Annotated in this window: 18 protein-coding genes; 6 read left to right on the top strand and 12 right to left on the bottom strand. The window is 37.6% G+C overall.

Annotated features, from left to right (window positions below; all coding sequences use genetic code 11):
* The first annotated feature begins 2 nt into the window (after window positions 1-2).
* Window positions 3-770, top strand: coding sequence for a hypothetical protein (locus ACFSR8_RS06920; protein ID WP_380290407.1), 768 nt, complete (start codon window positions 3-5; stop codon window positions 768-770).
* Between the two features lie 101 nt (window positions 771-871).
* Here ACFSR8_RS06920 and ACFSR8_RS06915 read toward each other — a convergent pair whose 3' ends face one another.
* Window positions 872-3,145 carry an aminotransferase class III-fold pyridoxal phosphate-dependent enzyme gene (locus ACFSR8_RS06915; protein ID WP_380290405.1) on the bottom strand — a complete coding sequence of 758 codons (2,274 nt, stop codon included), beginning with the start codon at window positions 3,143-3,145 and terminating at the stop codon, window positions 872-874.
* On the bottom strand, window positions 3,145-3,555 hold the full coding sequence (locus ACFSR8_RS06910; protein ID WP_380290403.1) for a VOC family protein: 411 nt from the start codon (window positions 3,553-3,555) through the stop codon (window positions 3,145-3,147). The genes ACFSR8_RS06915 and ACFSR8_RS06910 overlap by 1 nt, the downstream gene beginning before the upstream one ends.
* 585 nt (window positions 3,556-4,140) lie before the next feature.
* Between ACFSR8_RS06910 and ACFSR8_RS06905 the strand changes: the two genes are divergently transcribed.
* Window positions 4,141-5,424, top strand: coding sequence for a hypothetical protein (locus ACFSR8_RS06905; protein WP_380290401.1), 1,284 nt, complete (start codon window positions 4,141-4,143; stop codon window positions 5,422-5,424).
* 67 nt (window positions 5,425-5,491) lie between these two features.
* Here ACFSR8_RS06905 and ACFSR8_RS06900 read toward each other — a convergent pair whose 3' ends face one another.
* From ACFSR8_RS06900 to ACFSR8_RS06885, 4 genes are read right to left on the bottom strand one after another with little or no spacing between them, the layout of a single operon-like run.
* Window positions 5,492-6,949, bottom strand: coding sequence for a polysaccharide biosynthesis C-terminal domain-containing protein (locus ACFSR8_RS06900; RefSeq protein ID WP_380290399.1), 1,458 nt, complete (start codon window positions 6,947-6,949; stop codon window positions 5,492-5,494).
* Window positions 6,949-8,226 (bottom strand): glycosyltransferase family 4 protein, encoded by a 1,278-nt coding sequence (locus tag ACFSR8_RS06895; RefSeq protein ID WP_380290397.1) that lies wholly within the window; start codon window positions 8,224-8,226, stop codon window positions 6,949-6,951. The genes ACFSR8_RS06900 and ACFSR8_RS06895 overlap by 1 nt, the downstream gene beginning before the upstream one ends.
* Window positions 8,219-10,645 carry a YfhO family protein gene (locus ACFSR8_RS06890; RefSeq protein ID WP_380290395.1) on the bottom strand — a complete coding sequence of 809 codons (2,427 nt, stop codon included), beginning with the start codon at window positions 10,643-10,645 and terminating at the stop codon, window positions 8,219-8,221. Before ACFSR8_RS06890 ends, ACFSR8_RS06895 begins: the two co-directional genes overlap by 8 nt.
* Window positions 10,646-10,674: 29 nt before the next feature.
* On the bottom strand, window positions 10,675-10,947 hold the full coding sequence (locus tag ACFSR8_RS06885; protein ID WP_380290393.1) for a DUF4834 family protein: 273 nt from the start codon (window positions 10,945-10,947) through the stop codon (window positions 10,675-10,677).
* 145 nt (window positions 10,948-11,092) lie between these two features.
* On the opposite strand from ACFSR8_RS06885, the gene ACFSR8_RS06880 reads away from it, so the two are divergent.
* Together ACFSR8_RS06880 and ACFSR8_RS06875 are read left to right on the top strand one after the other, a co-directional pair.
* Window positions 11,093-12,124, top strand: a complete 1,032-nt coding sequence (locus ACFSR8_RS06880) for a transporter (protein WP_380290391.1) — start codon at window positions 11,093-11,095, stop codon at window positions 12,122-12,124.
* An 18-nt stretch (window positions 12,125-12,142) separates the two neighbouring features.
* Window positions 12,143-13,264, top strand: coding sequence for a GTP cyclohydrolase (locus tag ACFSR8_RS06875; protein ID WP_380290389.1), 1,122 nt, complete (start codon window positions 12,143-12,145; stop codon window positions 13,262-13,264).
* A 52-nt stretch (window positions 13,265-13,316) separates the two neighbouring features.
* Here the strand turns inward: ACFSR8_RS06875 and ACFSR8_RS06870 are convergent, their stop codons facing one another.
* From ACFSR8_RS06870 to ACFSR8_RS06860, 3 genes are all read right to left on the bottom strand, one after another.
* On the bottom strand, window positions 13,317-14,576 hold the full coding sequence (locus tag ACFSR8_RS06870) for an aminotransferase class I/II-fold pyridoxal phosphate-dependent enzyme (RefSeq protein WP_380290387.1): 1,260 nt from the start codon (window positions 14,574-14,576) through the stop codon (window positions 13,317-13,319).
* Between the two features lie 246 nt (window positions 14,577-14,822).
* The gene (locus ACFSR8_RS06865) at window positions 14,823-15,863 is read right to left on the bottom strand and encodes a PLP-dependent cysteine synthase family protein (RefSeq protein ID WP_380290385.1); all 1,041 of its coding nucleotides are present in this window, start codon (window positions 15,861-15,863) and stop codon (window positions 14,823-14,825) included.
* A gap of 86 nt (window positions 15,864-15,949) precedes the next feature.
* Window positions 15,950-18,013: a S9 family peptidase gene (locus tag ACFSR8_RS06860; protein WP_380290383.1), complete on the bottom strand. Its 2,064-nt coding sequence runs from the start codon at window positions 18,011-18,013 to the stop codon at window positions 15,950-15,952.
* 143 nt (window positions 18,014-18,156) lie between these two features.
* Here ACFSR8_RS06860 and ACFSR8_RS06855 point away from each other — a divergent pair, with 143 nt between their 5' ends.
* The gene (locus tag ACFSR8_RS06855; protein ID WP_380290381.1) at window positions 18,157-18,480 is read left to right on the top strand and encodes a YbaB/EbfC family nucleoid-associated protein; all 324 of its coding nucleotides are present in this window, start codon (window positions 18,157-18,159) and stop codon (window positions 18,478-18,480) included.
* A gap of 9 nt (window positions 18,481-18,489) precedes the next feature.
* Here ACFSR8_RS06855 and ACFSR8_RS06850 read toward each other — a convergent pair whose 3' ends face one another.
* Window positions 18,490-19,506, bottom strand: coding sequence for a threonine aldolase family protein (locus tag ACFSR8_RS06850; RefSeq protein WP_380290379.1), 1,017 nt, complete (start codon window positions 19,504-19,506; stop codon window positions 18,490-18,492).
* 653 nt (window positions 19,507-20,159) lie between these two features.
* Between ACFSR8_RS06850 and ACFSR8_RS06845 the strand changes: the two genes are divergently transcribed.
* Window positions 20,160-21,431 carry a hypothetical protein gene (locus ACFSR8_RS06845; RefSeq protein ID WP_380290377.1) on the top strand — a complete coding sequence of 424 codons (1,272 nt, stop codon included), beginning with the start codon at window positions 20,160-20,162 and terminating at the stop codon, window positions 21,429-21,431.
* A gap of 111 nt (window positions 21,432-21,542) precedes the next feature.
* Here ACFSR8_RS06845 and ACFSR8_RS06840 read toward each other — a convergent pair whose 3' ends face one another.
* Together ACFSR8_RS06840 and ACFSR8_RS06835 are read right to left on the bottom strand one after the other, a co-directional pair.
* Window positions 21,543-22,562, bottom strand: coding sequence for a glycosyltransferase (locus tag ACFSR8_RS06840; RefSeq protein ID WP_380290376.1), 1,020 nt, complete (start codon window positions 22,560-22,562; stop codon window positions 21,543-21,545).
* 169 nt (window positions 22,563-22,731) lie between these two features.
* Window positions 22,732-23,772, bottom strand: a complete 1,041-nt coding sequence (locus ACFSR8_RS06835; RefSeq protein ID WP_380290374.1) for a glycosyltransferase — start codon at window positions 23,770-23,772, stop codon at window positions 22,732-22,734.
* Window positions 23,773-24,020 lie beyond the last annotated feature (248 nt).

Here is a 24,020-nt window from a genome sequence, read left to right as displayed (position 1 = left end):
CGATGAGAACGACAGTACTATTTTTTACGGCCATGTTGATGAGTTTAACATCCGTAAGTGCATTTGAGGCTAATCACCATAAACCAAAGCATAGAAAACATGTGTCCGAGACTTTCCGCTACGCACAACCTATCCTATTTATAGAGCGCGGTGTTGAGTTTTTGATTTTCCCTGACGGAAGTTTTGACTTTAACACCGATACGTATCGCGATTTTTATAACAACAGGCCCAATTGGAACAGTCGCCGTGGCGTCAGCACCACTTATGGTGCACCAAATTCACCCTACCAAAGAAATAGGGGCGTATTTATCGCTCATGATAGGAATGGCAAGGTAAGGCGCATTGGTAATGTGTACCTCAACTATGATAGGTTTGGGAGAATCAAGCGAGCGGGTGCGGTATATATGAATTATGCCTTTGGCCGTCCCCAAGCTGCCTTAATTCAAGTTGGGGGATTGCGAGTAAACTATAACCGATGGGGAGAAATCGTCAATACCCATGGACAGGTAAACCGGGTTAGGGGCTATTGTAATTTAAATGGTTTTGGCAACGCCACAACGGGGCCTCAATTTGGCAATAGAAACAGCCAATATGATGACGAAAGATGGTTTAACAACAGAGAAGGCAATAGATACGAGGACGATGATCGATGGTTTGACAACAGGGATGACGATAGGTTTGAAGACGACGGTATTTACCAAAACGATGACAACTACTATTATTACAAGCAAAATGGTAAAGTAATGAAACACAAAAAGAATAGGTGGTAATTTGTATAATCTTAAAAGTCACAAAAAAACTTAAAGCTGTGTTAGTAGCTTTAAGTTTTTTTGTGATTTATTGTAACGATTTGACTAAACCGGATTTAAGGCTATTTGAACTTTTTGTAGTACGTTTTCAATACTTCATCAAATATATTTATAACCGTTTCTACATTTATTTTAGTAAAACACAAAGGAGGTTTTGTTTTTATAACATTATCAAAAGGCCCATCCGTACTAACTAAAATGTAACTATTTTTCATTTCGTTTTTAATGTATTGCGCCAATTTAGTGTCAGGGTCTTTTGTTCCATCTTTTACAATTTCAACACCTATAAATAACCCTCCTCCCCTAACATCACCTATGCATCCATACTTTTTAGAAAGCTTCTTTAAAAGACCCTGGTAGTAATTGCCCACTTCCCTGGCATTTTCTTGAAGGTTTTCTTCCTCTATAACATCTAAAACTGCAGATGCAATTGCACACGATACGGGATTACCACCAAACGAACTAAAAAACTCCACACCTTGTTCAAATGACGACGCTATTTCATCAGTGCATACTACAGCACCCATTGGGTGTCCGTTGGCAATGGGCTTTCCCAAAACAACCATATCAGGAATCACATCTTGCGCTTCAAAACCCCAAAAGTGTTCACCAAGCCGTCCAAAACCAGTTTGAACTTCATCACTAATACACACCCCGTTTTGGGCTCTTATGGCACGGTACACTTGTTTTAAATAACCATCTGCAAGAGGCACCTGTCCTGCGCAACCTACAATTGGCTCGCTAATAAAGGCAGCAATAGGCACAGCACAATTCTGTATTTGCCGCACAGCATCTTTCCCGTAAAACACCCCAGCATCTTGTTCTTCAGCATATTTTCCTTTATAAACATTCGGCAAGGGCGTCTTTATAACATGGGCTTTTTGCCCTTCCCCTTTAGGATTGTTGAATTTATAATCACTTATATCCATTGACGTTTGCGTGTTCCCATGGTAACCTGATTCCATTACCATAATGTGTTTTGCCTTGGTATGATGGTGAGCCATACGCATTGCCAAATCACTTGCCGCACTCCCGGAGTTGACAAAGAATACTTTATTCAAGGACTTTGGAAAATAGCTAAGAAGCTTCTCGGCATAGTTACTTAATTCATCATATAAATAACGTGTGTTTGTATTCAGCCTAGCCATTTGTTTTTGCCCAGCTTTCACCACTTTTGGGTGGGAATGGCCCACATGTGGAATATTGTTGTAAGCATCCAGAAATGTATTTCCGGAAGCATCGTACATGTACTGAAATGCAGAACGCACCATATGTATAGGCTGATCGTAGCTTAAGGATAAGTTTTTACTAGCGTGCTGTAATCTTCTTTCAATTAACTGTTGTACTGAAACAGGCTTAAGCCCGGGCAAGCCAATTGCTTTTCTAAACTCATTTTCGGCATGAACTGGATTTATAGCCAACCACTTATGTAGCATTTTTAAAGCGTGTTTTTCACTTACTGATGCATAAGTGTTTTCGGGGTTGGTCTTTTTTGCATGGGCGGAATTGCAGAGGCTCGTACATAAACGTGCTGCTATTAAGTAGTAAAGCACTTTAACCTCCTCTTGCCTCAATGGAAGAATAGCATTATAAGATTGCAATATAATTGTCGCCCATTTTAAAGGCTCTTCCTTATCGTAGCATGCATATGTTATTGCAATAGTTAGTTCATTGATAAGAAACGAATGTGCAAGATCTCCAAAATCAATTATTCCCGCTACTTCGTCTCCCTGAACCAATACATTCCATTCGTTAGCATCATTGTGTATGATTTGCTTTCTTAAATCGGGCATGAGCGGCCTGACGACTTCTTCAAATTGTTCAAAGAAGTAGATAATTACGCTTCTATCTCTTGGATTGGATATATCACCGATAAACTTTTTATTTAAGTCAAAATATTGTAAATCCCATTCCCATTGCCTTGCTTGAATAGTATGACTTTTAAAATTCGCAAGATGTTTATCCATTTTTGCCAAAAAAGAACCGAAGGATTCAAACAACTTTGGTGTATGTTCTACATCTCCCATAAATTCGCCTTCTAAAAAGGACAGCATTCTGCAAATCCTCTTTTCGTTGTCCACTTCAAGGACCTTGGTGTGCATATTATCCCTAAATGGAACGATACTAGGTGTACCTTTATCCATTTTCTCTTCCAAAAATACAAGCGCCTCATTTTCTGCTTTTACGATATCGTGAAGGCTGTCCGAAAATGCATAAGTCTTAAAAACGTAGTTACTAGATTTACATAAAACCTTGTGATTCTCATTATCATAACCGTTTAGATGCTTTATCTTGTCAACAGTAAAACCGAACTCTTTTTCAATAAAAGCTTTCATTATTTGTAAATTTCATTTGTATTAGTGAATGCCTTAAATTCAAGTGGGTTGCCACTATAATCAAACACGAACATGGTTAACTGTTCACCTGTTTTACCCTGATACCTTTGTTGTGGCCTAATTACGAATTCAACTTTAGCGTCTTCCAGTTTCTTCTGTATTTCTATAAATTGCTCAATGGAAAGCAAACAGCCGAAGTGAGGAATAGGAACATTAACCCCATCAACGTGGCCACAATAGTCCAAGGAGGGGAAGTTGTCGCTTACATGTGCGGATAATTGATTGTCGAAAAAATTAAAATCGATCCATGATGTTGTCGACCTTCCTTCTTCGCAACCCAATACACCAATGTAAAACCTCCGGGTTGAATCAATGTCTTTTACTTTGAATGCGAAATGAAATGAAGCCATATAGTACTTTTTAATGATTTTTAGCCAATTAAAAACTTATCTGCTTTTCATGCTACTAAACAAATGTTATTAATAGCGCACTACCCACAAACTTTATCATTCTAGCTGGTGCCATAAGAAATTAAGGGTTAGTTTAATTATGAACCAATTCTGAAACTACCAAAATCCGACGCTACTGATAAAAATTAAACGTTATACAGTTTTTGGAGTCATTTTTACATGAGATAAATGTACGAATAAAGCAATAAAAAACCACATGTTTTAGTCCACAAGCAACATCTCTTTTCTACGGGCATTCTTTAGGCTTAAACCCTAATGTTAAGCAAGCTTAATCATCAATAAATTTCCTTTTGAACCCGCGTCAGAATCATTGGCCTACGTGCAAAAACCCAATATTCTAATTTTTCAATTCATCCCCTGACTTGCTTTGATATCCTTTTTTGGCACGCTGTTTGTTTTATATCAATCGTCAACGATTTAAAATGAACAATTATGAAATGAGCCATGCTAACTTTTGTTGAAAAGAATAAAAAAGTTTAATGGCGAATTACATCTGACGTTTGTGAAACAATAAAATTTAAACAGATGAAAAAGTTAGTATTTATTTTAGCAGGTTTAATCCTTAGCGGATTCACCGTCAATGCTACCCCGGATGTTACCGAAACAAGCCTTACGGCAAATTATTACAGAGGTTATGGAGACTCTTTCATATTTGTTGAAGGCGGTATCGAGTTTTCGGTATTCCCCGATGGGCAATTCGATTTTAATATTTTAAGGAACAATCCAAGATTTGGCGCTTCGTTTGGTTCACCAAACGTCAATATCAGCTTTAACTCAGGCTTTGATTATAATGCTTATGTCCAGTACGACGAGTTTGGAGCCATTATTCAAATAGAAAATATTCCAATTTTTTACGACCATTTTGGTCGTATCGCCCAGGCTGGAAACGTAAACATCTATTACAACAATTTTGGTTATGTATCACGTGTTGGGGGGCTGTATGTGCACTATAATAGGTTTAATCGTTTTTCGCACTGTACCGGTTTTATAAATGTATTTAACAGAAATTATATTCTCAGACCATGGCACCGTTTCTATGTGATACCACCAATTGATTTTTGTGTGGTTTTCAACAGGCCTTACAGACGTTTTTACAACCCTGTACGCTATGTTTATACAAGACCGTTTTACAACAATTATAGACCCAGAACGGCTGTGGCAACACGAAGAGGATTTGCCGTAAACAGAAACAGAAATTACGCAACGGCCTACAGAAGCTCAAGAAACAGAACGGCTGTTAACAATTTTAAATCATCCAGAAGATTATCTTCAAATGATAGAGGTCAATTGCGCAATAACAATAATTTCAAAAGAAATTCAGATGTAAGGAGAAATAATAGGGTTGCCACAACTCGTAGCTCAAATGGTAATAGGGAAGTAATTAGAAGAGAAAGTACTCGAAATAATAATGTTAGAAATACTCAGCCCAAAACAAGAGCAAATTCGAATAATGTTAGGCGCGAAACCATGTCGAACCAAAGAGTTCAGACTAAAACTAGAGTTAATAATAGCAATCAGCGCACTAGGGTAAATGCCAACACTAATAGTAGGCAGGTTCAAAATAGAACTCGAAGTACTCAGATTACGAGAAATAGTAAAACGGTAAAAAAACCAACCACAAACAATTCTCGTATATATAATGGAAACAGAAGCTCTAGTAGACAGACCGTAAGCAGGTCTTCTCAAAACAAACCCAGGGTTAACAGACAGGTAACCTCAAGGTCCAGACAAACAAGCACTAGAGTTGCACAAAACAGAAGCAACTCCAGAAGCAAAAGCATAAATTCTTCATCAAGGCGAAGATTATAATTTTTGGTTGGTTAGTTGGAAGCCCCGCGATAAGTTTGCCTCAAAGCAACATCGTGGGGTTTCTTTTTTATGTCTTTTTGATGAATTTATTAAGCATTGAATTAATATCTTCGGAAAGATTCATCATATAAACCACTCCCCCATATACTCCCGTAATTAATATTGATTTTAGAAAAATGTTTAAAATGGGATGGAAAGAGAAATCCCAAAAATAGCCCCCAAAAGCGATAATAGCTATCAAAACGCCAACCTTAAATGTGTTTCCTGAAAACGGTATCATCTTAAATACCTTATGCACAAAAACTACCTTAATGGTGTTGTATAACAAAATGGCAATGCAGGTCGCAAGAGCAGCCCCGTTCAACCCATAAATTGGGATTAAAATCATATTCAAAACAACCATAGCAATTACCAATAGCACTCCTATCAACAATACCATCCTGTAATAATCACTATTAAACAAAATGGCATTATTACTCCCAAGAACAGCATCGTACAGCTTGGAAACACTAATCAACAAAACCACATAAAGTCCTATACTATATTCCTTATCGATAAGACAGTACATTTGATTGATATTAAGCACAATCAAGAGAAAAATAAATCCTGCGACAATGAATAAATTCAATGAGCTTTTTTTGTACAAATCCGAAAGGGCTTCCATGTCTTTCTCGTTCAGAAATTTAGCGCTTAATGGCAACAAAATCTGGTGCATCGCCCGTTGTGGTACAGCGATAACGGCCGCAATAAAAATGGCCACATTGTAATACGCCACATTCTCAATGGGGATGTATTTTCCCAGCATCACTTTATCAATATCCAATATTGTACTAGCTATAGAACCGGCTATGATGATTAGAAGAGAATACTTTAAAATACTACCGAGGCCGGCGATTCTTCTTAACACCAATACGGGCAGTTTTACACTAAATGCATACAGCATCATCAATAGCATTCTTATGATGTAAACGACCACCAAACAGTCCATAAACTGATCCACATCAATAATTTCAAAATACAATGCAAACAACAAAGTCATCGCCCCCACCCGATGAAATATTTCTTTCATAAAGTTCCCAAATACTGTCCTCAAATGCACTTTCACCCAGGCAAAAAACACTTCAAAATACGCCAGTCCAATGGCTATTATGATAATATGCCACACATAATCCTTAATCATAGCATTCTTTGTGGACAGGTAACTCCCAATAGTTTCATAACCCAAATACCCTGCAATACTTATCGGAATGATAAATAAGAGAGGCAACAATAGCATCAGATTAAGAAAGCTGTGCAATGACAAGCGGGTTTTAAACCCGCTGTAAAACTTCACAAGGGTATTGTGCACCCCAAACGCCATCAAAGGCATCATCACAAAAGCTGCCGAAAGCATAAAACTTACCATACCAAAATAGGCATCACTCATAAAATTAGTGTACAAAAAGAGCGTGTTTATAGCTCCTACACCAAAACCGATATAGGTGGAAACCAAATTTTTAAACGATTGTGAAGCTACAATTCCCATTACAGCAATTGAGATAATGATTGTGTTAGCGCTTTCCTGTGATACTTTTGCAAACCTATGGGGTGGGATTTTAAAGTGTTGTTTTTATAGGCTTTATAATGCTCTAAGATAGTTTTTTTTAAAGAATCGCTTTCGGTATAATTAAAATAGTTGCCGGTGTTGGTTTCTTTCAAAATACGCTCCACGTCCGACCCTTTTGGGCCAACGGCTACAATTGGACGATTAGAGACCATATACTCAAACAGTTTTCCCGGAATGATACATTTGGTGTCCTCTGAATCTATTTCTATCAACAACAATAGTTGTGATTTTTTTTGATATGTAACAGATTCTTTATGTGACACATAACCTACCTTATTTACATAATTAGATAAATTATAATTATTTAAAGATTGTAGCACATTTTCACTCACAAAGCCAACCAGATTCAGCTGAAAGTCATCTTTAAAACCGTCGATATCCGCAATCAATTTAGAAAGTATTCCCCATAAAATATCCGGATTTCGCTTGGATAACAATGAGCCAATATGAGAGAGCGTGAATTTTGAATCCATTTCAACCTTTTCTGAAACTTCGTCGTCGTAGCCATTAGTAATGACTTCGATAGGTTGCCCTGTAATTCCCTGAAATTCCTTTTTGGTGACCGTACTTGTAACAATGATTTGATCGGCGTTTGAAAGCACCTGTTTCTCAAGGTTTTTATGTTTCTTTTGTGAGGCTTTGGTCAATTTGAGTTGTTTGTGGTAACCAATAGTAGTCCACGGGTCCCTAAAATCGGCCAGCCATTTTATGCCAAGTTTCCTTCTCAAATGCAACCCAATTAAATGCACACTATGCGGTGGCCCTGTAGTAATAACAGTTTTAATGTTGTTTTCAAGGATGTATTTTAGCAAAAATTTAGTTGAAGGCTTGACCCAGCCTACCCGGGCATCTGGGATAAAAAAATTGCCACGAACGAAAAGCATCAGTTTTTCAACCATTGATTGCCTTTTGTTTTCACTGATGATGCCCTTACTGATGGTACTTGACTTTTCTTTTGAAAACCAACTGGCGAATTTATAGGGCTCACTGATAGGAAATTTAATAACCTTCAAATCTGAAGCGACTTCGGTTTCAAGGCTTTTATCAATAATTGGATAATTTGGATTCTCTGGAACAAAAACAATTGGCTCCGCCTTAAAATCAGGTAAATACTTAACAAATTTTAGCCAACGTTGCACCCCGGGCCCTCCGGCAGGTGGCCAATAGTACGTGATTATGAGCACTTTTTTACGCACTCTTTCTTTGCTTAAACTCGTAAAATAATCCAGCCAAAAGCAGTAGCCCCAATACAACCGAACTGGCTAAGGAAATAGAACTGCCCGTTTTAACCACATCCGGGTCAAACTTGAATGTGATTGTATGCGTTCCGGCGGGAATTGCCATACCTCTTAAAATATAGTTGACGCGAATGAAATTCGCTTCTTTACCATCAATAGTCGCCTTCCAGCCATGGGGATAATAAATTTCTGAAAACACCGCGAAGCCATTATTTGAATTCTTGGCTTCGTATTTTAGATAATTTGGTAGTACTTTCTTAAGTTGGATCTTAGCCATTGAATCCACTGTATAATTCGATTTCAAATTTTCCGAACCAAATCTCTCCTTTTGAAAAACAGCGATAGTTTTATTATCCAAACTATCCAAAAGTTTAATTTCTTCATTTGCAGAATCAACCTTTTGCAACTTTTTCACAAACCAAGCATTGCCATTAGCCTCCTCATTTTTAAAAGAAAACAAGCCACCCTTTTCATCTTGCGCAATGATATACTTGGTATTTAGCATATTCATCACATTAATATTATTTTGAGAAATGTACCAATCAAAGACCTCCCGATATCGCTTTAATTCGGCGGCATTATAGCCGTTTAATGAATTATGAAAATAAGACGGTTTTGATGGTCCTGAAACTAAATCAAAAACCCTAAAATGGCTTTTATCTTGCAGAATTTGTTGATCTACTTCATTTGCAGAAAACGGTTTGCTCATTTTGATGGATGCCACAAAATCATCTTCATTAACATAACGTCTTCCAACGCCCACCAAATCAAAAAGAATTAAAAGCATCAATCCGCCAATGACCCATTGTTCTTTTATTTTGCCTTTTAAATAACCGAAAATAATGGCTGCAGAAAGCAGTACCAAAATCAACGTGCGAATCGTGTCGGCTTTAAATATCGATTTTCTATCATCCTTAATAGCTCTTATAAAATCCTGGCCATAGGCCTGAATATATTGTCCGTCCCTTAGGCCTACAAAATCGAATAAAGATGAACCGAACAATAAGAAAATGAGAGCTAAACCTCCCGTAATTCCTGTGGCTAATTTTAGCGCCTTCAGTTTTTCTTCATCTTTATTGAATTCATTAAACAATCTTACAACCCCGAAAACAGCAAGCACGGGAATGCACAATTCCAAAATCACTTGAATGGAAGTGACTGCCCGGAACTTGTTGTAAAGCGGCACATGATCGATAAAAAAGTTGGTGAGAAAACTTAAATTTTTTCCATAGGAAAGCAATAATGACAAAATAATGCCTCCCAACAACCACCACTTTAAACGCCCCTTTACTAAAAACAGGGCAAACACAAAAAGAAACAGCACCACAGCACCAATATATGCCGGGGCTTCTACAATGGGCTGATCCCCCCAATACATGGGCGCATTTTCAGCCTGCTCCAAAGCTTGGCTTGAAGAGGCTCCTAGTTTTCTAAATGCTTCATAAGTATTGGAATCCTTTCCCACGTTTTCGGCATTTCCCCCTCCCATAAACCTCGGGATAAACAGATTAAAGGTCTCGGCAAAGCCATAGCTAAATTGAGTGATATAATCCTTATCCAGCCCTGCAGTCACCTCTTTTGGCGAACCGTCAGGATTAATGGTTAATTCGCTTTTCCCGCGGGTGCTTTCCTTAACGTATTCCTGGGTAGCCATTACATTGGTGGCATTCATACCAATGGCCAATACAACTGCCAAAACCATTATCCCAATCGATTTGAAATAATGAGGCAACAGCTTTTTCCGATAGGCATCTATCAAATACGCAATGCCCAGTACGATAACCAAAAGCAACAAATAATAGGTCATTTGAAAATGATTGGCCACCAACTCTAAGCCCATGGCAATAGCTGTGAGCAGAAAACCGCCAATATAACGCTTTTGAAAAACGAGCAAAATCCCACTGAGCACCAAAGGCATATAGGCAATGGCATGGGCCTTGCTGTTGTGCCCAACACCTAAGATTATAATCAAATATGTAGAAAACCCAAAAGCCAACGCTCCCAGCCCCGCCAACTTAAAATCGACCCTCAAAACCAAAAGTAGTACGTAAAAACTCAACAAGTATAAAAACAAATAATCCGAAGGCCTTGGTAAAAATCGTAAGGCAGAATCCAGTTTTTTGATATAATTGTGTGGATACCTAGCCCCTAATTGATAGGTGGGCATCCCACCAAAAGCACTATTGGTCCAGTAGGTCTCCTCCCCTGTCTCAGCCTTAAAATCCTTTTGCTGTTTGGACATGCCAATATACTGCACAATATCGCTTTGGTAAATCTGCTTACCCTGTAGAACGGGATAAAAATAAGCTAAGGAAACAGCAATAAAGGCCAGCACTACAAGTATGTGGGGCAGGATTTTTTTAAATAAAGATTGCATGCAAAAGGTTTAAACACTCAGGGCTGAAATTAGTCAATTTCTTCGTAATCCACATAATCGCCCACGTCTTTATTTGACGCTTTTTGTTTGGGCATTTTATCTATGGATACTTCGCCTTCCTTCTTTGGAGCCTCCCGGTGCTGATTTTGAAACTGACCACCAAATTGCTGCTCTGCTTTTTTGGCTACATATTTCACTAGGAATGGCGCAAATAATCGAGACAATATCTTCACACCATAATATACCAGCATTATGATAAGAATGATTTTGATCAATCCAGGCAAAGACGCTTGTTGTAGCATAACTGATTGTTTGGCACAAAAATACAATTCTCAACATTGAAAAAACGTTCTAAAAACATAAAAAATAGATAAAATATCTATATTTGGTAACAACGAAACACTCTAAAAACTATCCATTGAAGTTATCACACCCTAAATCCAGATCATGAAAATCCTTAAACCCCTACTTACTCTTATCGTATTCCTAAGTGGCCACAGTCTTTTTGCGCAATATACTGAAGTGATTAACTCCAACAGACCAGGAATGTCCCGAAGTGCTTTTTCCGTGGGAACAAATGTGCTTCAGTTTGAGGTCGGCCCTTACTATGTGAAAGAGAAACGCACACCGCTTCCAAAAACAGAGGTTTCCGGTTTGGGCGTTGATTTTTCGGCACGTTATGGATTGTTTTTTGAACAATTGGAGGTTAACATTGAAGGGAATTATCAGAATGATACTCGTACAGTTTTTTCTTCTTCTGCCTCCGAAACCAAGCGTTCCAACTTTAAATATTTGACAGTCGGTGCTAAATATTTGATTTTTGACCCTTATAAAAATGAAGAAGCCAACAAACCTAATCTATACAGCTGGAAGGCTAATCATAGTTTTCGCTGGAAATCCCTAATACCAGCAGTTGCTATTTATGCGGGTGCTCATTATGACTATAGCCCTAATTCTTATACAGCTCCGGGAATTGAAGGATTTAGCCCGAAAGTAATGATTGCCACACAGAACAATTTTAACGGAGGTTGGGTTTTTGTGATGAATTTAAGCAAAGACCGTATTGGAACGGACCAATCTGATTTCACTTACATATTGACCCTAACCCACTCCTTTAGTCCGCAATGGGTTATTTTTGGTGAAACCCAAGGAATTCAAAGCGATTTTTATGCAGATAACCTTTTTAGGGTCGGTGGAGCTTATTTATGGGACAAGAATTTTCAACTGGATACGGCGTTGACATTTAACACAAAAGATACGCCGTCCGTATTGAATGTAACCTTCGGAGCTTCATATCGATTTGATTTTCATAAAGACAAAGAAATAGATAACGGCAATAGCGCTGAGGAAGAAGCGAAACGTCAATCAAGACGAAACGGAGGCAAACCAAAAAAAGTAAAGAAAAAACGCAAAAAAGAAGACACTCCGCCCAAGGAAAAAGAACGAAAACAAGAACGTGAAGACGAAGATTTCGACTAACCAATTGAAAAGTATTCAATGATTTCGATTAAAGAAGTAACCACCAAAAAGGATCTAAAGGCATTTGTAAAGTTTCCATTTAAACTCTATAAGGACTCCAAGTATTGGACTCCGCCCATTATCAGTCAAGAAATGAAAACTTTTGATAAGGATGAGAATCCGGTATTCTTGGACGCCAATGCCCAGTTGTTTTTGGCCTATCGCAATAACGAAATTGTTGGTCGCGTGGCCGCCATCGTTAATTGGCTGGAGGTAAAAAAACAAAATGAAAGGCGAATGCGCTTTGGCTGGTTTGATTTTATAGATGATTTGGAAGTGTCTCAAGCTTTATTTGACAAGGTTGAAAGCATTGGAAAAGCTCATGATTTAGAGTTTACTGAAGGACCTTTAGGGTTTTCAAATCTTGACAAAGTAGGCGTAATTGATGAAGGGTACGAGGCTTTGAGCCCAATGGTAACCTGGTACAATCACCCCTACTATATTAAACATTATGAAGCCGCTGGATACCACATCGAAAAAGCTTATGTAGAAAGTAGATTTGAGTTTTCGAATGTAAAACCAGAAACATTTTTAAAGGCGAACGAATTGATAAAAAAACGCTATCAATTAAAACCTTTGAATTTTACCAAAACCAAAGAGGTAATGCCTTATGTGGATGGAATGTTCGACCTTTTTAATGAAACCTACGCTGGTTTATCTTCATTTGTTGAAGTTACGGATATTCAAAAAGATTATTTTAAAAAGAAATTCATAAGTTTTGTAAACCCTGAGTACATTAAGTTTATTATGGACAAAGACGATAAGCCTATCGCATTTGCTGTTGTAATGCCGTCCTTTGCTAAAGCGTTACAAAAAGCCAAAGGCAAGCTTTTCCCATTTGGACTTATACACATATTAAAGGCAAGGAAAAACAGTAAGGAGGCAATTTTTTATTTGATTGGCATTCATCCAGACTACCAAAACAAGGGGGTGCATGCCCTTATTTTCAACGAGTATTATAACACATTAACCGCAAAAGGGGTAAAGACCTGCTACAGGACTCCAGAATTAGCTGACAATATTGCCATACGTCAAATATGGAAACACTTTAACCCAGAGGTTTTCAGAAAAAGAAAAACCTATAGAAAAGAATTGAAATAAAAAAGTCCGATTTATTACAAACCGGACTCTTTAAATGTCTCTTTTTTATAGGCTAGTCTCCCATAGCCGCCATCACAGCAGCTGATAGACGCTTATATGTTCCATTTCTAAGTCTATCCCTTATGGCATCAAATGCATCCAAGGTTTCCTTAACATCTTCCAAAGTGTGAGTAGCTGTTGGAATCATTCTCAAAAGAATCAGTCCTTTAGGAATCACCGGATACACCACGATAGAACAGAATATACCATAATTTTCACGTAAATCCTTCACCAAAGCCATAGCTTCAGGAATACTTCCCTTCAAATAAACAGGGGTTACGCAACTTTGCGTTGTACCAATATCAAAACCTCTTTCCTTTAAACCAGACTGCAATGCGTCCACAATTCTCCATAAGTTTTGCTTTAACTCCGGCATGGTTTTTAACATCTCTAAACGTTTTAACGCCCCAACAACTAATTGCATTTGCAATGATTTGGCAAACATCTGAGAGCGCAAGTTGTATTTAAGGTAGTCGATAATTTCTTGGTCACCAGCAATAAATGCGCCAGTACTTGCCATTGATTTTGCGAAAGTCGCAAAATACACATCAATACCATCCTGTACACCTTGCTCCTCACCTGCTCCAGCACCAGTTTTACCTAAAGTACCAAATCCGTGGGCATCATCTACAAAAAACCTAAACTTAAATTTTTTCTTAAGCTCAACGATTTCCTTTAAACGGCCTTGCTCTCCTCTCATGCCAAACACACCTTCAGAAATCACCAAAATACCTCCTCCTGTTTGTTCTGCTAGTTTGGTGGCACGTTCCAAGTTTTTCTCCAGGCTATCCACATCGTTGTGCTTATAGGTGAAGCGTTTTCCCATATGCAAACGTACGCCGTCAATAATACAAGCGTGTGCATCGACATCATAAACGATAATATCATCCTTGGCTACCAAAGCATCAATGGTGGAAACCATACCCTGATATCCAAAATTTAAAAGATAAGCGGCTTCCTTATTCACAAAGGCAGCAAGTTCATCCTGAAGTTTTTCGTGTAAATCTGTATGACCCGACATCATACGGGCACCCATTGGGTAAGCCGAACCGTATTGTGCAGCGGCTGCCGCATCAACCTTTCTTACCTCGGGGTGGTTGGCAAGCCCCAAATAGTCATTAATACTCCATGTTATGACTTCTTTCCCCTGAAATTTCATTCTATTTGAAATCTCTCCTTCTAGTTTTGGAAACACAAAATAACCTTCGGCTTGAGAGGCCCATTTGCCCAATGGCCCTTTATCCTTGTAAATCTTATCAAATAAATCTTTCATCTAATCCAATTAATGAATACCCAAAAAAAAACCAAAAAGGGTCTCCAGTGTCACCAATTTGTACTCCAAACGAAATGAGACCATTGATTTTAGGTATGGAATTTAATTCTTAGTTAGTTGGTGCAAAATTAAATATTTATCTGATTTCACCATAATATTTGCGATTCAATTATTGACAAAATAAAAAAAGAAGCGGTTTTTTGTATGTTTTACAAAAAACCGCTTCCAAGAACGCATTCAATATTCTTATTTTATGTATTGTATCTTTTGCGAAGATTCTTCATTAATACTATCGAAAAAGCCTTGATCACTCATCCATTTATCACAATATACTTTACTCATGTATCGGGAACCGTGATCCGGGAAGATAACAACTATGTAATCGTCTTTTTTAAACCTTTTCTCCTCCCCTAATTGCTTGATAGCCTGTGTTACTGCACCAGAAGTATAGCCAACAAACATGCCTTCGGTTCTTGCAATTTCACGCGCGGTGTGCGCACTGTCTTCATCATTAACTTTTACGAATTCATCTATCAAATCAAAATCCGTTGCTGAAGGAATAAGGTTTTTACCTAATCCTTCAATACGATACGGGTAAATTTCCTTTTCATCAAACTCTCTAGTTTCGTGGTACTTCTTAATCACGGAACCAAAAGCGTCAACTCCAATAACTTTTATATCTGGGTTCTTTTCTTTCAAATATTTTGCAGTACCCGAAATCGTTCCACCAGTACCACTACAAGCTACCAAATGAGTTAACTTTCCTTCCGTTTGCTCCCAAATTTCGGGGCCTGTCGAATGGTAATGCGCATCAATATTCAATTGATTGAAATATTGGTTAATGTAGACCGAACCCTTAATTTCCTGATGTAGTCGTTTTGCAACTTCATAGTAAGAACGAGGGTCGTCAGCACTAACATGGGCTGGGCAAACATATACCTTAGCCCCCATGGTTTTTAACATATCAATCTTATCTGCCGAGGATTTAGAGCTTACCGCCAAAATACATTCATAGCCTTTTATGATACTTACCATAGCCAAGCTAAAACCCGTATTACCAGATGTAGTTTCAATAATGGTGTCGCCAGGTTTTAAAATGCCTTGCTTCTCGGCCTGTTCAATGATATAGAGTGCTATCCTGTCTTTGGAAGATTGACCAGGATTATAGGATTCTACCTTGGCGTAGAAATTCCCTTTTAGTTTTGAAGTTATTCTATTAAGCTTAATAAGCGGGGTATTGCCTACCAAATCTAATACATTTTCAAAAACCTTTCTTCGATGTTTCATAAATGTAATTTATAAGCGTCTTAAATTTAGTCAAAAAATAAGTCCCTTAAAACTTGGCAAAAGTACGTAATTTTTTTTAGAAGGCATTATCTTTTTTCTAAATCTAATAAAAAGGCATATTCACGCGCTACCTCCTTTAAACTCTCAAATCTTCCTGATGCGCCCCCATGCCCTGAGTCCATATCCGTGTGCAACAATAGAAGGTTGGAATCGGTCTTCAACTCCCGGAGTTTAGCCACCCACTTGGCTGGTTCCCAATACTGAACCTGCGAGTCGTGCAAGCCAGTGGTTACAAGCATATTGGGATATCCTTTTGCTTCCACATTATCATATGGGGAATAGGACTTCATGTATTCATAATACTCTGGCTCGTTGGGGTTTCCCCATTCGTCGTACTCCCCTGTTGTCAATGGGATGCTATCGTCCAACATTGTAGTTACAACATCTACAAATGGGACCGCGGAAATTACCCCGTTATACAATTCCGCGTTAATGTTGATAATTGCTCCCATAAGCATGCCCCCAGCTGAACCTCCATAGGCATACAGTTGCTTTTTTGAAGTGTAGCCTTCTGATATCATATGCTTTGAACAATCTATAAAATCTGTAAAGCTGTTTTTCTTGGTCAGTAATTTACCCGTTTCATACCAGTGTCTCCCTAAATATTCGCCGCCGCGAACATGAGCAATAGCATAAACGAAACCTCTGTCCAAAAGACTTAGGCGAATACTGGAAAAAGATGGGTCGATAGTATGCCCATAGGAGCCATATGCGTACTGCAACAATGGATTCTTTCCGTTCAATTTAATGCCCTTTCGATAAACCAACGAAATTGGGACTTTTACTCCATCTCTTGCCGTAGCCCAAATGCGTTTGGATTCGTAATTCTCCTTATTAAACTTTCCTCCGAGTACTTCCTGCTCCTTTTTTACAACACTCTTTCGGGTTTTAAAATCGTAATCAACAACCGAGCTTGGGGTAGTTAATGAATTATAACTATAGCGCAACTTACCGCTGTCAAAATCAGGATTGTTGCCAATGTACGCATTATATGTTTCGCTTTCAAAGGGCAAATAATAGTCCTCTTTGCCATCCCAACTCATAATCCTGATATTATTCAATCCATTTTCACGCTCATCCACTACCAAATAATCCTTGAAAATCTCTATGTCCTCCACTAAAACCGCTTCTCGATGGGATATCAAATCTTCCCAATTGGATTTATGTGTGGCATGTTCGGAGACTTTACAAACCTTGAAATTGGTGGCGCCATCCGCATTTGTAATGATGTAAAAACTATCCTTGTAATGGGCAATGGAATACTCCAAATCCTTTGTCCGCTCCTGAAATATTTTGAATTCCCCATTTGGGGTATCGGCATCCAAAATTCTATATTCCGTACTCAGGGTACTGGAGGAACCGATTATTATATACTTTTTGGATTTGGATTTGTAAACAAATGTGTTGAAAGTTTCGTCCTTTTCATAATATACCTCCACATCGTCCTTTGTGTCCGTACCTAAAACATGCCTAAAAATTTTGAAAGACCTTAAGGTCTCTTCATCCTTCTTCGCATAAAAAAAAGTTTTGTTGTCATTGGCCCAAGCAATACTTCCTGTTGTGTTCTCAATGATATCCGGAAGCATCAATCCATTTTTAAGATTCTTAATTTGAATACGATATTGTCTTCTGCTTAAAGTATCAGTTGAATATGCTGCTAAACTGTTATCATTGCTGATTGAAATGCCCCCAAGCTTGAAAAATGCAAATTCCTTTGCCATTTCATTGCAATCGAAGAGGATGTCTTCGGGAGCTTCTAAAGTTTCTTTTTTTCTTGCATAAATAGGATAACCTTTGTTCTCCTCAAAACGCGTTTGGTACCAATAACCGTTAAGCTTATAAGGCACCGAGCTGTCATTTTCCTTTATCCTCCCCTTCATTTCCTCGAACAATTGCTTTTGAAAATCCTCGGTATGAAGCATTTTGGATTTTGTGTAGGCGTTCTCGGCCTTTAAATAATCGATAACCTCTTGGTTTTCTCTATCGTTTAGCCAATAATAATTATCAATTCGAATATCCCCGTGAATACTTGATTCCTTAGGTATTTTCTTTGCCTTTGGAGGCTTGATTTTTGTAGCTGTTTCTGCCATTTCAGTTTTTTCTTTGCAACAATGGGCTAAAATAGTGGTTAAGATTAAAATAACGAGCCATTTTTTCACTTTAGTGTTTTATTGGTGATAGTTGTTCCTAATTTTAATAGTTTTGCATAGCGAAACATAAAACGAATTTACGCATGTTTGGAGATATGATGAATATGATGGGCAAACTAAAGGAAACCCAAAAAAGAGTTGAGGAAGCAAAGAAACGCTTGGATACCGTTTTGGTGGATGAAAGCAGTAACGACGGAAAATTGAAAGTGACTTTAACGGCTAACAGAAGTATAAAATCTATCGAGATTGATGATGAATTACTTGAAGACAAAGAGCAGTTGGAGGACTATCTAATTTTGACCTTGAACAAAGCGATTGAAAAAGCGACAAAAGTGAATGAAACTGAATTGGCGGCCGTAGCTAAGGAAGGTATGCCCAATATTCCTGGAATGGATTTATTTAAATAAATGCTTTGCTCACAAATTTTTTAGCTCGTTTAGGAGCTTTTTATGCATGGGGCCAGTATAGTCCAAATGCGTAACCATTCTTAGCTTTCTCTCTCCCATTTCGATAATTAAGATATTCTTTTCTTTTAGTTTTTCAACAAATCTTTTGTCTTCCACATCAGCATTTAGTTCAAAAATGACAATATTGGTTTCAACTGGGTAAACAGATTTTACTGCTGATCGTTTTGACAGAACTTCCCCAATTTCTTTGGCTTTTTGATGGTCTTCCGCCAATCGTTCAAAATTATGGTCTAAAGCATAAAGAGCCGCTCCAGCCAAATAACCTGTCTGCCTCATATTTCCTCCAAATATCTTTCGAATTCTAATGGCATCTCTCATTATTGCCTCATCACCAACTAAAATAGAACCGACGGGGCACCCAAGACCCTTACTAAAGCACAGGGAAATAGTATCGAATACTTTGCCATACGGTTCCGTTGTTTCATTTTTTGCAATGAGGGCATTCCACAAACGTGCGCCATCCAAATGCAATCCTAGTTGATGGTTATCACAAACCTTCCTGATCTTTAAAATTTCATGGAAATCCCAGCATGCTCCCCCTCCTTTATTTGTTGTGTTTTCAATCTCTACTAAGCTCGTTTTACTGTAATAATATGCGTCAGGGTTTATAGCTTCTTCAACCTGTTGAGCGGTGAACCTTCCCTTTTCTCCATCGATTAACTTACAGGACACGCCACTATTAAAGGAAGCGCCCCCTGATTCATAATTATAGATATGCGCATATTTATCACATACTATTTGATCACCTGGATTGGTATGCAGTTTAATGGCAGTTTGGTTGGCCATAGTGCCACTAGGAAAAAACAGTGCTTTGTCTTTTCCGAACATTTTTGCAATTCTTTCTTCCAAAAGGTTCACTGTAGGGTCTTCCCTAAAAACATCATCGCCTACCCTGGCTTGCCACATTGCTTCAAGCATGGCTTTGGATGGTTTTGTAACCGTATCGCTTCTTAAGTCTATAACCATTTGTTTTGCAATTCTTTATATTTTGACTTAAAATTATCAGTTATTAAGACGTACAAACTTGCTTATCTATGAAAAAAATCATTGCCTTTTTAAAACTGAATATTTCCCTCTGTTAACTTTCGATTTTCACAAATAATTATTTTGCCGAATTGGTAACTGAAAAATTATTGGAATATAGTACAATAAACGTTCCCGAAAAAATTAATGAGCATACCGACAAGCCCTGCTATTCGTTTGATTGAACCGTTTTGGTTTTCCTGCTATCCTATGGATGGGTCAAACCCATGACATTTTATTGGTTTTTAATGAAAATGGTGTCAGATTCAAACTAAGCCAATTATTCATTTTGTAAAACCTTTTAAGGAAAGTGTAAACGAATACAAATACTTGAAACACAAATATTTACTGTTTTTACGCAATCTTATTGTTAAGAATTCTTACGTTGAACCTTGTCCAAAAACCACCTTCCTCTGCCTACGGAAAGACACAATTTGTCCGACAAAACGGCATTTAATCTATTGAACCTGAAAAAGTTGACGTTTATCTATTAATCGAAAATATATTGGTTTTAACAAAAAATTAGTAGGACGAATTGTTGATTTCATAATTTTGAGATGGTTTACTATTAATCTAATCAAACACAAACTTAAATTATGAAAAAAAATCTATTATTGTTACTATGTGTAACTTTTTTAGTCTTCGCGTGTAAAAGTGAAAGCGTAGAAGAACAAGAACAAGAACAATCTTTAGCTGAAATCGAGGCGGCTTTAGAGGAGGAAATCTTAGTACCGGAAAGTGAAGTGGATGCCACTTTGGTTATCAATGATGAAAGTGAAATGGCCCAACCCAGCAATACTATGGGCACTACTTTTAGCATTGGGATGTCCAGCAACTCAACTATGGGTACATCAGGCACCTTGATAAAAGAATGTAAGGTGATTGATGCCGACAGGGATCCTTGGGGTGCTCAGGAGCCAACGGCGAACTTTTGGTGGTCCAAGACAGCCGATGGTTCTGACTACTTTGACCCATCCACCTATTTTTCTACTACCGATAGCCATAGCTTGAAGTTTTTGGAATACGACAACGGTACTGCTAATATCATAGGCACTACAATTTATGGTACATGTTTAGTTACTGTTAACGTATGGCTTAAGGATAAAAAATCTTGGGCTGATTGGTCTGCCGATGGAGGTGGCCACAAAAAAGAAGGTACTGCCGGTAACGCATCAAATTCTGAAGATATGCATTTTTATGTTATTGACCATAAAAGAAGTACGATTAAAGCAGAAGGTGGCGATTGTGTGCAAGAAGGTACATTTGGTGTAGAACAAAGACCTGACCCTAACGATGACAATACGCCAAACTACGGTGTTCATATTGGTCCAGGTGGTGCAAACTATGACTCAAATGTTGGTGCACATGGATTGGCCGGATGGGGATGGTTAATCGATAAAGTGACTTGCGAGCGCTTATGGTTAATTGATTTCAACTTCAGACTGGAATGTGAGCCTGTTAACGAATGTAAAGAGTGTACAGGGGATGTTAGCAAATTGAGACTTAAGTTTGATTGGTGCAATTCAAAGCGTGTAAAGATTTTCCAGAAAAAAGAGGATACTTGCTACGGCATCAAAATCTTTGACCAAACCTTAGAACCTTATGAAACGTTTGTTGTAAAGGGAGCTAATCACGATGGTAGTTTTGGAAAGTATATTTACATCTATATTGATGGGTGCTATTATACCAAAATTAGAACCGATTGTTACCTAAAAATTGGTCCTGGATATGAAAAAGGTGTTTTCAAAGTAAAAGGTGGAGCAAGTACGGAAGGAGGCAAATTGTGTGAGTATGAGAAACCTGATACGAAATGTTACAGACACTGGGTTTGCTACTACTATTACAAGTATTGTAAATACGGTTACTAAAATAATAAATCAAAATAATGAAAGGCTGTACTTTAACGTGCAGCCTTTTTTTATTAACGGTTTTTGAATTTAATTAAACTGTTTTTTGGACATAGGAGATTAATATTCTTCTTATCTACTCCTGAAGAATATACTTTTTACCGATAAAATAGTATAGAGAACCTTTTCATTATTAATCAAAAAAATAAGCACTCTAAATTTTAAAGAATTATAGGTTTCTCCCAAAAAATGCGACAATGGGTGAGCATCCTCTTTTTTTAAGGCCTCTATCTTTGCCTTTATATCCTTTTTCGGGAAATGCTTGGCGATCATGTCTATAATATTGAAAAAGCTGAGTACATCCCTTCTTAATTTTAAATTCCTTATCACACCTTCATTCTTTTCTGAAGACTGTTTGTTAAGGTCTTTGATCAAATCGTTCATGCTCAAAGCCGCTGCGTGAAAGTTATTTACCCTTTTCGAGATGATTTCATAATCATCGCTTCTCATCAAAGAGTCTGGCGTCAATACGTAGCGATGAATCTCATTTGGCAATACCATCACTTTTTTTGCTCCCAAAAACAAAGTTGTGGTAAACATGACATCTGCACTGTACTGATTGTTGTTAAAAGTAATACCTTTTTCCTCCAAAAGATCCCGCTTAACAAAGTACCACCAAATCGCAAATGTATAGTCAGGATTGGCTTCCAAAAATTCTGTACCAGTAGTAACGGTTGAACTTTTAGGGTCAATCATCTCCTTCAGCTCGAATTCATCTAGTTCCACGGTATCATTAGATTTGAACCCTATAATATCCAGATCATTATTTTCGGCTAAAGCCAGAAGATCGCCCAAACAATGGTGGACAATGTAATCATCGGCATCAAGGTTATAAATATAGTCGCCTTTGGCTAATTTCAAAAGCCTATTCCTTGTAGTAAAGGTTCCGGCATTTTTTTGAGGCACCAGCGATATATTATTATGTTCATTTGCGTAATCCCGAACTATTTCTGCGCTTTTGTCCGAAGACTCGTCGTCTATGATAATAATTTCATAGTCTTCCTTGGGAAGATTTTGCGTAAGCAAGCTATCCAAACAATTCCCTATATGCTCTTCAGAATTATACATAGGGATCAGTATACTAAGTTTCATAGACTTTTTTTTTCTAGCTACAAAAATAAGAGTAAAAAAATAAAGTAATACATAAACGCTCTAAACATACAAGAAATAAGAAAATATAACGATTCGATAATCCTAAATGGCGCTAAAATGATATGTAAATATGTGCGTTATGCCATTAAACTAAAAGAGCCAAAACGCATTAATCTTGAAACCTAATTAAGTTAAGGTTCAAGACAAATCGAAGTGGATACAAAGCGAGGAAGTACAAATACTTATTATTGAAAATGAAAGTCACCAGTCTATGACTTTTTGAAAAGCACTTATCTCCCTTAAAAGATGTCATTGGATAGGCTTTTATAGATTTCAAGTCTTTTAAAGTACTGTCAATTCGAGCAATTGGAACATTCAAACTCAGATATTTTTTTAGCATGAAGTACACATTAATATCACTCCAAAACTTCATGCTATCAATGATTCCATTATAAATGGGGTCATTCTTCATTGACAATTCTGAAGACATGTTTTGTAACTTATGCACTAAGCCCTTGTGGTACTCAACCATCTTTCTCAAATGACTAGAACTGCTATTGTGCATAACTGAAGTTGGCACTTGTAAATAACGGTGCACGTCCATTGGTACAAATGCAAATCTTTTAGCGGCCGTAAACACTCTGAGGGTAAATGGCGTATCCGAAAAAGGATTGCTTCCCATTTCAAAAGTAATATTGTGCTTATCAATAAAACTGCGTTTCAACAGATACCAATTCACTCCCAACCTTGGATTGTTAGCTCTGGCCCAATACTTGGGACCAGAGCAAATTTCTATCTCAGGAATTTTCTTTTCCCACCTCGGATTGTAAATATCCATTCTCTCGGTGTCAAAAGATTCAAAGCCCAAAACGTCAAGGTCACTTTCTTTAGCGATTTTTAAAAGCACCCCCAAAGAGTTATGGGTAACGTAGTCGTCACTATCTATTTTATAAATGTATTCGCCCTTGGCAAGTTTCAATAACCTGTTTCGAGTAATAGTAAAACCAGCATTTTCTTGGTGGTGCAACACAATATTAGGCGAATTTCTGGAAAGTGACCGAACAACATCGGCGCCTTTGTCTGAAGAACCATCATCTAAAACAATAATCTCATAGTCATCAGTATCAATGTCCTGATGAATCAAGGTGTCTAGGCAGTTCCCTATGTACTTTTCTGCGTTGTACAATGGAATTAAAACACTTAGTTTCATAGCTTGAATAATTTAACTCTAAGTTGGGATTTGGGCACCTTATTATTTAAAACGGATGATTTGCTAAATCAAAATTACACCTAAATTATATTAGTAGGTGTCTATTTCCAAAAAATTTCACTGTAAAGCTAAAGTTTTTCGTTTACTGAAAATTTAATCGGAAAAACAGAACTCTAGAACGAATAAAATGACTGTTTCATATTTGATTCATAGCTGCTTATCGACTTAATCTACTAATCATCAGATAA

This window comes from Hyunsoonleella rubra, assembly GCF_042684665.1.
GTDB lineage: Bacteria > Bacteroidota > Bacteroidia > Flavobacteriales > Flavobacteriaceae > Jejuia > Jejuia rubra.
Note: the sequence above shows the minus strand (reverse complement) of the source record. Positions and strands in the feature narration are given on the sequence as shown.